Here is a 13034-nt window from a genome sequence, read left to right as displayed (position 1 = left end):
CCGCCATCATTCCGCTGCCAGCATGCCGGCCGAGCCGGTAAGGAGCTCGCGGGTGGCGGCCGCCACGTCATCCTTGCGCATCAGGCTTTCGCCGACGAGGAAGGTGGAGATGCCGACCTTGCCGAGGCGTTCGCAATCCGCATGGGTGAAGATGCCGCTCTCGCCAACGAGCAGGCGGTCATCCGGCACCATGCTTGCGAGCTTTTCGGAAACGGCAAGATCCACGTCGAACGTGCGCAGATTGCGGTTGTTGATGCCGACGAGCTTGGACTTGAGCTTCAGCGCGCGTTCCATTTCCGGCGCATCATGCACCTCGATGAGCACATCCATGCCGAGCGCGAAGGCGGCGTCTTCCAGCATCTTCGCATCGTCGTCGCTGAGCGAGGCCATGATGAGAAGGATGCAGTCCGCACCCCAGGCACGGGCTTCCAGCACCTGGTAGCCGTCGAACATGAAGTCCTTGCGCAGCGCCGGCAGGGCGCAGGCCGCCCGCGCCGCTGTCAGGAACTCCGGCGCACCCTGGAAGCTCGGTGTGTCCGTGAGAACGGAAAGGCAGGCGGCTCCGCCGGCCTCATAGGCCTTCGCCAGCGCCGGCGGATCGAAATCCGGCCGGATGAGGCCCTTGGAGGGGCTTGCCTTCTTGATCTCGGCGATGAGGCCGAAGCGGCCTTCCGCCTTTTTCGCCTTGAGGCCCGCAAAGAAGCCTCGCGGCGGCTCCTGGTCGCGGATGCGCGCGCGAAGCTCGGCGGGGGAAACACGCGCCTTGGCGGCGGCGATTTCCTCCAGCTTGTAGGCTTCGATCTTCTTCAGGATATCGGTCATGGACAATCCTACTCCGCCTGGCCTTCGTTGGAAACTGCGACAAGGCGTTCCAGAACGGTACGCGCACGCCCGCTTTCCAGCGCTTCGGTGGCGAGGCGCATGCCGTCCCTGAGCGTTTCCGCCTTGCCGGCGACGACGAGCGAGGCCGCGGCATTGGCGAGCGAAATGTCCCGGTAAGGCATGTGTGCGCCGCCGAGCACGGACAGGAGGGCGGCGGCATTGTGCGCGCCGTCTCCACCGCGCAAGTCGTCCAGTGCCACCTGGGGAAGGCCGAAATCGGCGGGCGTCAGTTCGAAGGTGCGGATCTTGCCATCCTCGAGCGCGGCGACCTTCGTCGTGCCCGTCGTGGTGATCTCGTCGAGGCCTTCGCCATGCACAACCCAGATGCTCTCCGAGCCGAGATCGCGCATCACTTCGGCGATCGGCAGCAACCAGTGCGGCGAGAAGACGCCGAGCAGCTGGCGTTTGACGCTGCCGGGGTTCGAAAGCGGGCCGAGCAGGTTGAAGATCGTGCGCGTGCCGAGTTCGACGCGCGACGGGCCGACATGCTTCATGGCAGGATGGTGCAGCTGCGCGAACATGAAGCCGAGGCCGGCATCGTGCACGCAGCGTGCGATCTCCGCGGGGCCGATGTCCAGCTTTACGCCGAGGCAGGAGAGGGCGTCCGCCGTGCCCGACTTCGAGCTGAGCGCCCGGTTGCCGTGCTTTGCGACCGGAACGCCGGCGCCCGCGACGATGATCGCCGCGAGCGTCGAGATGTTGTAGGTGCCGGCGCCGTCGCCGCCCGTGCCGACGATGTCCACAGCATCGGCGGGAACATTGACCGGCAGCATGCGGGCGCGCATCGAGCCTACGGCGCCGTAGATCTCGTCGACGGTCTCACCGCGCACGCGCAGCGCCATCAGGAAGCCGCCGATCTGCGAGGGCGTGGCGGCACCGGACATGATGATCTCGAAGGCGCCGCGGGCGTCCTCGCGGTCCAGCGTCGCGCCCCCGGCAACCTTGGCGATATAGGGTTTCAGGTCGGACATGCGGTTGCCGTCTCCCTATCGCGCGATGCTCTGTTCGGCGAGCGTGCGGTTGATCGAAACGCCGTAGGACGTCTGCAGGGCGCTCACCATCTGGTCGAGGATGTCGTCGCCGCTGGCACGGGCGACGGCGGCGATCTGCTGCTCGTCGCCGGAGAGCGCGTCGGTGGCGGTCTCGGCGTTCACTTCCGTCACCTTCAGGAGGATCTGGCCTTCACCGTCGACACCGGGCGTATTGGCGACGTGGCCGAGCGGGCCTGCGAAGGCGGCAGCGACGGCCACCGGGCTCAGCACCGGATCCTGGGCGCCGCGATTGAGGCCCGCCTTGTTCTCGACGGCCATGCCGAGTTCGCCGGCAATGGCGGCGATGTCGCTACCCTTGCGCACGCGCTCGGCCAGCTCTTCGGCCTTCTTGGCGAGTGTCTGGCGCTGCTGCTCGGCGGTCCAGTCGGCGACCACGCGCTCGCGCACCTCGTCCAGCGTGCGGTCGCGGTCCGGGATCACGTCGAGCACCTCGAACCAGGCATAACCCTCGCGGCCGACATTGATCGGCTGCGTTTCCGTGCCGACATCCGTCTTGAAGACCTCGCCGAGAAGGGCGGCCTTTTCGGGCAGGCCGGTGATCTCTTCACCCTTCTGGTCGTTGCCCTGCGCATCGACGGCGTCGATCGTCACGGCCTTCAGGTTGTTCTTGGCCGCGGCTTCGGCAAGGCCGAGGCCTTCGGCGCGCGCATCTTCCAGCCGGTCGTGTACGGCGAGAATGCCATCGGCGGCCTCGCTCAGCGCCAGCTCGTTGCGCAGATCCTCCTTCACCTCGTCGAAGGTCTTGGTGTTTTCCGGGCGGATGTTCGTCACGCGCAGGATGATCGGGCCGAATGTGCCGTCGATGACCGGGGTCGTGCCGCCGTTTTCAGCGACAGCGAAGGCGGGTGCGGCGAACTTCTGGTCCGGCACGTTCGCTTCGGTGAAATCACCGAGCAGCACGTCGGCGGCCGTCTTGCCCTGCTCGGCGACGATGGCGTCGAAGGTCGTGCCGGATGCGAGCTTGGCGACAGCCGCGTCAGCGCTCACGCGGTCGGCAAACGTCAGCTGCTCGATCGTGCGGGTGGCCGGCGTGCGGTACTTGTCCTTGTTCTTCTCATAGTCGGCCTGAAGTACCTCGTCGGTAATCGCGGCCGTGTCGACGATGTCCTTCGGCTCGAGCGAGACATAGACGACCTTGCGATATTCCGGCGCGCGGTACTTGGCCTTGTTCTCTTCGAACCAGGGGGCGAGCACGTCGTCGCCCGGTGCCTTGACCGGGTCGATATTGGCGTTGCTCAGGATGAGATAGTCGATGGTGCGGGCTTCGCTGCGGTACTGGCGCAGGGCTGCGGTCAGCACGTCGGGCGCCTTGTAGCCGTCGGAAACGGCCTCGACGACCTGGGCGCGGATCGCCACCTGGCTGCGGTTGTTGATGTAATCGTTCTCCCGGAGGCCGGCATTGCGCAGGACGGAAGAGAAGGCCATGCGGTCGAACTGGCCGTTGACGCCGCGGAAGGCCGGGTCATCGGCGATCAGCTGGGCGAGGCGACCTTCGGAAAGGCCGAGATTCATGTCGCGCGAAAGCTGGTCGAGCGCGGCGCCCGCGACGAGCTCGGCGAAAACCTGATTCTCGATGCCGAAGGCCCGGGCCTGCTCGGCATTCAGCCGCATGCCGAAGCGCTGCGACATGGTCGCGACCTGGCGCTCATAGGCAAGACGGAAGTCTGTCGGCGAAACGCTGACATCGCCGACCGTGACCACGGAATTGGCCGTGCCGGTCACGAGAGAGCTCGAAACGCCCCAGACAGCGAAGGAACCGACCAGAACGATCAGCAGGGCTTTTGCCACCCAGGTCTGGGAGGCGCGTCTCAGGGCTTCGAGCATCGTCTAAATTTCCTCAATCTCAGCGGCCGTGCGGCCGGAAATCGTCTCTTAACGGAAAGTTCGCGGGAATTGAAGTCCGCCCGGGTTACGCAATGTTCGGGAAAACAGGGCCTGACGCAAATGTGTCAGGCGGTGTCGATTTATTTTGCCGGCAAACAAAAGTTTTTTGAAATTATTGACGGAATACCGCCAAAATGGCCTATCACGATGCGAAACTTCGTGTTCGGATGCGCGATCAGGCCGGTGAGTCCTGTTTTCACCGGGAGGAAGGGGGCAAAACCGTGGAATCCACGATTGTCATGATCAATCTTTTTGGCGCGGTTGCGCTGCTGCTGTTCGGCCTCGCACAGGTGAAGGACGGCATGACCCGCGCTTTCGGCGTCCGCCTGCGTTCCGGCCTGGCGCTCGGCACGCGCGGGCCGTTCCGCTCCTTCTTCGCCGGTTTCGTCGCCACCGTCGCGCTGCAGAGTTCGACGGCGACGGCGCTGATGATCGCCTCTTTCGTCGAGCGCAACCTCGTCAGGGCGCGCATGGCGCAGATCGTGCTGCTCGGCGCCAATGTCGGCACGGCCGTCACGGCCTGGCTGGTGGCGACGGGCATCGAATCGGTTTCCCCGCTGGTCATCCTCATCGGCATCGTCTTCTACAAGTCGAGCAGCTCCACCGCCCGGCAGGGTCTCGGCTCTGCTCTGGTCGGCATTGGCCTTATGCTCCTGTCGCTGCACCTGCTCAGCCTTGCGACCGAGCCGATGCGGCAGTCGCCCGCGCTCGGCGCCTTCCTGACGCTGCTCGACGGGGCCTGGCCCGTCGCACTTGCCTTCTCGACGGTTCTCGCCATCATTTCGTCCTCCAGCCTCGCGGTCGTCGTGCTTATCATCTCGCTGACGGCGATGGGCATCCTGTCGCCGGCGCTGACGGTCATCCTCGTGCTTGGCGCAAATCTTGGCGGCGCCGTGCCGCCGGTCATCGCCACCATGAAGGCGGCTGCTTCGGCCCGGCGCGTCACGCTCGGCAATCTCATCGTGCGCGGGGTCGGCTGCCTTGCGGTGCTACCCTTTGCCGGGCAGGTCGCCGAGCTTCTGGCGCTTCTGCCGATCCCCGCCGCAAAACTTCCCGTCGATGTGCATCTGGCGTTCAACCTCGTGGTCGCGCTGATCCTCTGGCCGCTGTCGGGGCCGCTCTCGAAGCTGATGGAAAAGCTCGTTCCGGAAGAAAAGCAGCCGGAGACGGGGCCGAAATATCTCGACGATTCCGCGCTCTCGAACCCGGTTGTCGCGCTGTCTGGCGCGACACGCGAAGTGCTGCGCGTCGGGGACATCATCGAATCGATGCTGATCCGCACCATGCGGGCCTTCAACGACAACAATCTTGCGCCGCTGAAGGATGTCGGCGAACTGGAACGGCAGGTCGACGCCTTGCAGCAGGAGGTGAAGATCTACCTGTCGCGCCTTGGTCGCCAGGGCATCACCGGCGAGAGCGCCGCGCGTTCCATCGTCATCATCGACTATGCGATCAATCTCGAACATGTCGGCGACATCATCGAGAAGGGCCTGCAGGAGCAGGTGCGCAAGAAGATCGCCAATGGCCTGAAATTTTCCGACGACGGCTACAAGGAACTGGCCAACCTCTTCAACCTGACGATCGAGAATTTGCGCATCGCCCAGACGATCTTCGTCACGCGGGACGCCGGGCTTGCCCGTCAGCTGGTCGAGGTGAAGGTGGATGTGCGACGGATGGAGAAGCAGTCCTCGGAACGTCATCTGGCACGCCTTCGCGACGGCCGGCTCGACAGCCTCCAGACGAGCTCGCTGCATCTCGACATGCTGCGCGACTTGAAGCGCGTCAACGCTCATCTCGTCTCGGTCGCCTATCCTATCCTCGACGAGAGCGGGCTTCTGACGGAGAGCCGCCTGCGCAGCAGCAGCGCGAGCTGAGGCGCCCGCGGTCCAGGGCTAAGCCAATAGAAGGATCGGGCGGCTTGCGCGGACCGCCCGAGAAATATCCCTTTGTCTCCTCCGTTCCGTTTTTGCTAAGGAACGGCGTCGATTTCGGGTGAACGAGGATTCCCATGACTGCAACGAAGCGCACCTGCCTGGCCGTCATTCTGGCTGCCGGCGAAAGCACGCGGATGAAATCCTCCCGTTCGAAGGTGCTGCATCCCGTCGCCGGCCGGCCGATGATCGCCCATGTGGTCGATGCACTGGTCGGCGCCGGCATTTCCGATGTCGCGCTGGTGCTTGGCCGCGATGCGGACAAGGTCGAGGCGGCGGCGGCGAACCCGGGGGTCACCAGCTCCGTGCACATCCAGACCGAGCGGCTGGGCACCGCCCATGCCGTGCTGGCCGCGCGCGACGCCATCGCCCGGGGCTATGACGACGTGCTCGTCATCTTCGGCGACACGCCGCTCGTCACCGATGCGCCGCTGACGGCCGCCCGCGCGGGCCTTGCCGGAGGCGCGGATGTCGTCGTCATCGGTTTCGAGACGGCGGACCCGACCGGTTACGGCCGGCTGATCGTGGAGAACGGCGAATTGCTGGCGATCCGTGAACAGAAAGATGCAAGCGAGGCCGAACGCGCGATCACCTATTGCAATGGCGGCCTGATGGCGATCGACGGGCGCAAGGCGCTCGACCTCATCGGCCGGATTGGCAACGCCAATGCCAAGGGTGAGTACTATCTCACCGACATCGTCGAGGTGGTGCGCGGGGCCGGTGGCCGGGCCATTGCCGTCGAGGCCCCGGAGGAGGAGCTGACCGGCTGCAACACACGCGCCGAACTTGCGGTCATCGAGCGGCTCTGGCAGCAGCGCCGCCGCCACCGGATGATGCTGGACGGCGTCTCGATGATTGCACCGGAGACCGTGTTCCTTGCCTATGATACGAAGATCGCGCCTGACGTGACCATCGAGCCGAACGTCTTCTTCGGCCCCGGTGTCACCGTGGAAAGCGGCGCGCTCATCCATTCCTTTTCGCATATCGAGGGGGCGCATATCGCCGAGGATGCGGAGATCGGCCCCTATGCCCGCCTGCGGCCGGGCGCCAATCTCGGCCCGCATTCCAAGGTCGGCAATTTCTGCGAGGTAAAGAAGGCGGAGATCGGTGCGGGCGCCAAGGTCAACCATCTTACCTATATCGGCGACGCCATCATCGGCGAAAAGACGAATATCGGCGCGGGCACCATCACGTGTAACTATGATGGCATCAACAAGCACCTGACCCGCATCGGCGGCCACGCCTTCATCGGCTCCAACACGTCGCTCGTCGCCCCCGTTTCGATCGGCGATGGCGCCTATATCGCATCCGGCAGCGTCATCACCGAGGACGTGCCCGACGATGCGGTCGCCTTCGGCCGGGCCCGGCAGGAGAACAAGGAGGGCAGGGCCGTTCTGATCCGCGAGCGCAACCAGGCGATCAAGGATGCCAGGAAGAAGGCTGCCGGATAGCCGCTGCCCGCGTTAACGCTTGCAATCGAAAGTGAGTGTCGTCGTGTTGCGCCGCGGCGAAAAACCTCTACGAAACGAATGCAGTAGAACGAAATGAACCTGCGGAGCGGTCCATGTGCGGAATTGTCGGTATCGTCGGAAACCAGCCTGTTGCCGGCCGCCTCGTCGATGCCCTGAAGCGCCTTGAATACCGCGGCTATGATTCCGCCGGCGTTGCCACCATCGTCGACGGCAAGCTGGTGCGCCGCCGCGCCGAAGGCAAGCTGTTCAATCTCGAAAAGCGCCTCGCCGAAGAACCGCTCGCCGGCACGATCGGCATCGCCCACACACGCTGGGCGACGCATGGCGCGCCGACCGAGGCCAATGCCCATCCGCATTTCGTCGATGGCGTTGCCGTCGTGCACAACGGCATCATCGAGAACTTTTCCGAGCTGAAGGACGAGCTGATCGCCGGTGGCGCCACCTTCACGACGCAGACCGACACCGAGGTCGTCGCCCAGCTCGTCGCAAAGCACCGTCGCGACGGCCTTGGCCGGCGCGAGGCGATGCATGCCATGCTGCGCCGCGTTACCGGCGCCTATGCGCTCGCGGTGGTCTTCGAGGACGATCCGTCGACCATCATGGCCGCGCGCAGCGGCCCGCCGCTAGCGATCGGCCACGGTCGCGGCGAAATGTTCCTCGGCTCCGATGCCATTGCGCTCGCCCCCTTCACCAGCGAGATCACCTATCTCGTCGATGGCGACTGGGCGGTGATCGGCCGCGACGGCGCCTTCGTCTTCGACATCGACGGCAACCGTGTGGAGCGGCCGCGCCAGTTCTCGTCCGCTGCCGCCTATCTCGTCGACAAAGGTAATCACCGGCATTTCATGGAAAAGGAAATCCATGAGCAGCCCGAGGCGATTTCCCATGCGCTCAGCCACTATGTCGATTTTCTCGCCCATACGGTGCGCCCGATCGCGTCCGAGATCGATTTTTCCAAGGTGCCGAGCCTGGCCATTTCCGCCTGCGGCACGGCTTATCTCGCCGGCCTCGTCGGAAAGTACTGGTTCGAGCGGTATGCCCGCCTTCCGGTCGAGATCGATGTCGCCTCGGAATTCCGCTACCGCGAAATCCCGCTGAATCCGGCCTCCGCCGCGCTCTTCATCTCGCAGTCCGGCGAGACGGCAGACACGCTCGCCTCGCTGCGGTATTGCAAGGAGAACGGCCTGAAGATCGGCGCGGTCGTCAACACGCGCGAATCGACCATCGCCCGCGAATCGGACGCCGTCTTCCCGATCCTTGCCGGCCCGGAAATCGGTGTCGCCTCCACCAAAGCCTTTACCTGCCAGCTCGCCGTCCTGGCGGCACTCGCCGTGGGAGCGGGCCGGGCGCGCGGCACGATCAACGAGGCGGAAGAAAAGGCGCTGGTGCGCAACCTCGCCGAAATGCCGCGCATCATGGCCGGCGTGCTCAACACCATCCAGCCGTCGATCGAGCAGCTCTCGCGCGACCTCTCCAAGTGCAAGGACGTGCTCTATCTCGGCCGTGGCACCAGCTATCCGCTGGCCATGGAAGGAGCGCTCAAGCTCAAGGAAATCTCCTACATCCACGCCGAAGGCTACGCTGCCGGTGAACTCAAGCACGGCCCGATCGCGCTGATCGACGAGAACATGCCCGTCATCGTCATCGCCCCGCATGACCGGTTCTTCGAAAAGACCGTTTCCAACATGCAGGAAGTCGCAGCCCGTGGCGGCCGGATCATCTTCATCACCGACGAGAAGGGCGCTGCGGCCTCGAAGCTTGAGACCATGGCGACGATCGTGCTGCCGAATGTCGACGAGATCATCGCGCCCATGATCTATTCGCTGCCCATCCAGCTTCTCGCCTACCACACGGCGGTCTTCATGGGCACGGACGTCGATCAGCCGCGCAACCTCGCCAAGTCCGTGACCGTCGAATGATCTTCTTGCGCCCGGAACGACCCGAGGACGTGGATGCCATCCGCACGCTGACGGAAACGGCCTTCAAGACCGCGCCCCATGCCGATGGTACGGAGCATATCATCATCGACCGTCTTCGCGCCGCGGGTGCCCTGACGCTTTCGCTGGTGATGGAGGCGGACGGCGCCATTGTGGGCCACGTCGCCTTTTCACCGGTCACGGTGTCCGATGGAAGTACGGACTGGTATGGCCTCGGCCCGATCTCCGTCGACCCGGCCCGCCAGGGCGAGGGCATCGGCGGCCGGCTGATCGGGGAGGGGCTGCAGCGCCTCAAGGCCCTGGGCGCGGCCGGCTGCGTTCTGCTCGGCGATCCCGCCTACTACAGCCGGTTCGGCTTTGTGGCCGATCCGAAGCTGACGCTCGACGGCGTGCCACCGGAGTATTTCATGCGCGTGGCGTTTTCTCCGGTTTACGGCGGGGGAACGGTTTCCTATCATCCGGGTTTCTACGGCTGAGTGACCTCCCACGCTCGCCAGATGCTGGATATCCGATGACCGACCTCGTTCCGAGACAGTCGCTCGCCATGCGGCTGCGCAACAATTTTCTGACCGGCCTCGTCATCTGTGCGCCGATCGCCATCACCATATGGCTGACCTGGACCTTCATCCGCTGGGCCGACAGCTGGGTGAAACCCTATATTCCGGCACAGTACAATCCGGAAAACTATCTGCAGTTCGCCATTCCCGGCTTCGGGCTCCTGACGGCGCTGGTGCTGATCACGCTTGTCGGGTTTCTGGGCAAGAACCTCATCGGCCGCACCATCGTCGAGTTTGGCGACGGGCTGTTCAACCGTACGCCGCTGGTGCGCACGGTACACAAGAGCCTGAAGCAGATCTTCGAGACGGTGCTGAAGGACAAGGGGACCTCGTTCAACAAGGCGGCGATGATCGAATATCCGAGCCCCGGCCTGTGGGCGATCGTCTTCGTGGCCACGGATGCGCGCGGCGAGATCGCGACGAAGTTCCGTGCGATGGGCAAGGACATGGTTGCCTGCTTCCTGCCGCCGACGCCCTTTCCGACCGCCGGTTTCCTTGTCTATGTGCCGCGCGAAAAGCTGGTGCCGCTCGACATGAGCGCGGAGGACGCCGCCAAGCTCATCATCTCCGTCGGCCTCGTCACGCCGCCGGACAAGCCGCTCCAGCTCGTCGAGAGCGAGGCTCAGCGCAAGGCGAAGGGCAAGAAGAAGAGCTGAGGGAACCGAACCCTCGACGTCGTCCCCGGGCTTGACCCGAGGATTCATGCGTCACGGCACGGCCCTGCTTGGGACATGGATCCTCGGGTCAAGCCCGAGGATGACGGAGGGAAGGTTTACGGGTGATGTCGGCGTTCAGCCTTCGAGCCGCCCCGTGAAGGGGCGGCCGGAAAAGGCTATTCGGTAACCGCTGCGTCCGTCTGCTCTTCCAGGATGACCTTGCCCTCCTCGGCGGGCAGGCGGGACTGCTTTCCGGTTGTGGTGACGCTTGCGGTGGTGATGGTCTTGTCGACCTTGGCTTCCGCATTGACCTTGTTGTGCCAGGCGCATTCCGCAAAGGCGGCGGATGCCGAAAGGCCGAGCGTTGCTGCGACTACGAGAACTGTCTTCATGGCATTTCTCCTTCTTCGCTGGGGCGATGGAAAGTATGCCTTCACGCCGGACATCGGCGAAATCACGTTTTTGTGGCGGAAGCGCTCCTGTGCGAAATCCTCCTGCGCTTCATCCGGCACGCAGGAAGCGGATCGCCTCGTCGCGGCGGTAGAGATAGAGCAGCGTGCGGATCGCTTCGCCGCGTTCGCTCGTCAGGTCCGCATCGCGCTCCAGCACATAGGCGGCGTCCTTGCGGGCGATTTCGAGAAGGTCGCCATGGGCTTCGAGGCTTGCCACCAGAAAGCCGGGCGTGCCGGACTGGCGGGTGCCCAGAAGCTCGCCTTCGCCGCGCAGCTTCAAATCCTCCTCGGCGATGCGGAAACCGTCCTCCGTCTCGCGCAGGATCGAAAGCCGTGCCCGGCCGTTCTCGCTGAGCGGCCCCTTGTAGAGGAGGATGCAGCTCGACGCCTCCTCGCCCCGCCCGACGCGGCCGCGCAGCTGGTGGAGCTGGGCAAGGCCGAAGCGCTCGGCATGCTCGATCACCATGATGGAGGCATCCGGTACATCGACGCCAACCTCCACCACGGTCGTCGCGACGAGCAACCGCGTCTCGCCGTTCTTGAAGGCGAGCATGGCGGCGTCTTTCTCCGGTCCGCTCATCCGTCCGTGCACGAGCCCCGCCGCATCGCCGAAGATGCTGGCGAGTGTCGCATGCCGCTCCTCGACGGACATGAGTTCGCTCTCCTCCGTCTCCTCCACCAGCGGGCAGATCCAGTAGGCCTTCTTGCCCTCGGAAAGCGCGGTGCGCAGGCGGTCGACGATATCGCCGATGCGCTCCAGCGGCATGACGACCGTCTGGATTGGCTTGCGGCCGGCGGGTTTTTCCGTGAGCTTGGACACGTCCATGTCGCCGAAGGCGGCCAGCACGAGCGTGCGCGGGATGGGCGTCGCGGTCATGACGAGCATGTGGGGCGAGATGCCCTTGGCGGTCAGCCGCAGGCGCTGGTGCACGCCGAAACGGTGCTGTTCGTCCACCACGGCGAGCACGAGGTCCCTGTAGGCGACATTGTCCTGGAAGAGCGCATGGGTGCCGATGACGACCTGCGTCTCGCCGGAGGCGATGCGTTCGAGAATGGCGTCGCGCTCGCGGCCCTTGGTGCGGCCCGTCAGGACGTCGATGGTGACACCGGCAGGCGCCGCCATGCGCGAGAGCGTTGCGAAATGCTGGCGCGCCAGGATTTCCGTCGGAGCCATCAGCACCGCCTGGCCGCCCGATTCGACCGCGGCCAGCATCGCCATCAGCGCCACCGCGGTTTTTCCTGCGCCGACATCGCCCTGCAACAGCCGCAGCATGCGCTGCTCGCCTGCCATGTCCTTCAGCACCTCCGCAATGGCCGTCTGCTGGCTGTTCGTCAGCGAGAAGGGCAGGGCATCGATCACCGGACGGCTCAGCACGCCCGTCGCGATCACCGGGCGGCCGGCGACTTTGCGCAGGCGCTGGCGCACCAAAGCGAGCGAGATCTGGCCTGCCAGGAATTCGTCATAAGCGAGCCGGCGGCGGGCGGGTGCCTGCGGGTCGAGATCCGTCTCGTCGCGTGGGTCGTGCAGGCGGTGGATGGCGTCGAAGGCGGAGGAAAAGCCTTGCCGCTGCAACAATGTCGGCTCGATCCATTCCGGCAGGTGCGGTACGCGGGCGACGGCCGCCTCCACCGACTTGCGCAGCACGCGTGACGTGAGGCCTGCGGTAAGGCCGTGCACCGGCTCGACCAGCGGCACATTGTCGGCCTCGCCGAGCCGCGCCATGTAATCGGGGTGCACCATCGACGGGCGGCCGTTGAACCAGTCTACCTTGCCGCTCACCACCACCGTCTCGTCGATCGGAAGCGCTTTTTCCAGCCAGTTGCCCTTGACGCGGAAGAAGGTGAGCGCCAGCTCCCCGGTCTCGTCATGCAGGAAAACGCGGTAGGGCTGGCTCGATTTGCCCGGTGGCGGTGGCTGGTGGCGGTCGATGCGGCCGGTAATGGTAACGATGACGCCCTGGGGCGCATGGGCAACACCCGGCTGGTTGCGCCGGTCGACGATCGAATGCGGGAAATGGAAGACGAGGTCGATGACCCGGCAGTCCTCGATGCTCTCCTGACCGAGCAGGCGCGCGAAGAGATCGCCGAGCTTTGGGCCGATGCCCGGAAGCGAGGAGAGGGGAGCGAAGAGCGGATCGAGCAATGCAGGTCTCATGGCGGCCAAAATCGCCGGACGAGGACGCTTTGGCAAGGCTGACAAGCGGCTTTTGC

General features: G+C 65.0%; 10 protein-coding genes. 5 read left to right on the top strand and 5 right to left on the bottom strand.

Annotated features, from left to right (window positions below):
* Window positions 1-6: 6 nt before the first annotated feature.
* Genes trpC through K0P03_RS09075 form a run of 3 tightly spaced genes read right to left on the bottom strand, consistent with a single transcriptional unit; the run spans window position 7 to window position 3758 of the window.
* Complete coding sequence (gene trpC, locus K0P03_RS09085) at window positions 7-822, bottom strand: indole-3-glycerol phosphate synthase TrpC (protein ID WP_272789410.1); 816 nt, start codon at window positions 820-822, stop codon at window positions 7-9.
* An 8-nt stretch (window positions 823-830) separates the two neighbouring features.
* The gene (gene trpD / locus K0P03_RS09080) at window positions 831-1853 is read right to left on the bottom strand and encodes an anthranilate phosphoribosyltransferase (protein ID WP_050744008.1); all 1023 of its coding nucleotides are present in this window, start codon (window positions 1851-1853) and stop codon (window positions 831-833) included.
* Window positions 1854-1868: 15 nt separating this feature from the next.
* Complete coding sequence (locus tag K0P03_RS09075; protein WP_272789409.1) at window positions 1869-3758, bottom strand: peptidylprolyl isomerase; 1890 nt, start codon at window positions 3756-3758, stop codon at window positions 1869-1871.
* A 281-nt stretch (window positions 3759-4039) separates the two neighbouring features.
* On the opposite strand from K0P03_RS09075, the gene K0P03_RS09070 reads away from it, so the two are divergent.
* From K0P03_RS09070 to K0P03_RS09050, 5 genes are all read left to right on the top strand, one after another.
* On the top strand, window positions 4040-5692 hold the full coding sequence (locus K0P03_RS09070) for a Na/Pi cotransporter family protein (RefSeq protein WP_037408432.1): 1653 nt from the start codon (window positions 4040-4042) through the stop codon (window positions 5690-5692).
* Between the two features lie 134 nt (window positions 5693-5826).
* Window positions 5827-7200: a bifunctional UDP-N-acetylglucosamine diphosphorylase/glucosamine-1-phosphate N-acetyltransferase GlmU gene (gene glmU / locus K0P03_RS09065; RefSeq protein WP_272789408.1), complete on the top strand. Its 1374-nt coding sequence runs from the start codon at window positions 5827-5829 to the stop codon at window positions 7198-7200.
* A gap of 113 nt (window positions 7201-7313) precedes the next feature.
* Window positions 7314-9140, top strand: a complete 1827-nt coding sequence (gene glmS, locus K0P03_RS09060; protein WP_272789407.1) for a glutamine--fructose-6-phosphate transaminase (isomerizing) — start codon at window positions 7314-7316, stop codon at window positions 9138-9140.
* Window positions 9140-9634 carry a GNAT family N-acetyltransferase gene (locus K0P03_RS09055; RefSeq protein WP_197283974.1) on the top strand — a complete coding sequence of 165 codons (495 nt, stop codon included), beginning with the start codon at window positions 9140-9142 and terminating at the stop codon, window positions 9632-9634. Before glmS ends, K0P03_RS09055 begins: the two co-directional genes overlap by 1 nt.
* Window positions 9635-9669: 35 nt before the next feature.
* Entirely contained in the window at window positions 9670-10371 is a 702-nt protein-coding gene (locus tag K0P03_RS09050; RefSeq protein WP_023512649.1) for a DUF502 domain-containing protein, read from the top strand.
* Window positions 10372-10547: 176 nt separating this feature from the next.
* Here the strand turns inward: K0P03_RS09050 and K0P03_RS09045 are convergent, their stop codons facing one another.
* Window positions 10548-10763, bottom strand: coding sequence for a hypothetical protein (locus K0P03_RS09045; protein ID WP_272789406.1), 216 nt, complete (start codon window positions 10761-10763; stop codon window positions 10548-10550).
* A gap of 109 nt (window positions 10764-10872) precedes the next feature.
* Entirely contained in the window at window positions 10873-12978 is a 2106-nt protein-coding gene (gene recG / locus K0P03_RS09040) for an ATP-dependent DNA helicase RecG (protein ID WP_272789405.1), read from the bottom strand.
* Window positions 12979-13034 lie beyond the last annotated feature (56 nt).

This window comes from Shinella sp. HY16 (assembly GCF_028534175.1).
GTDB lineage: Bacteria > Pseudomonadota > Alphaproteobacteria > Rhizobiales > Rhizobiaceae > Shinella.
The sequence above is the reverse complement of the archived record's forward strand: the minus strand, read 5'-3'. Positions and strand labels throughout refer to the sequence as shown.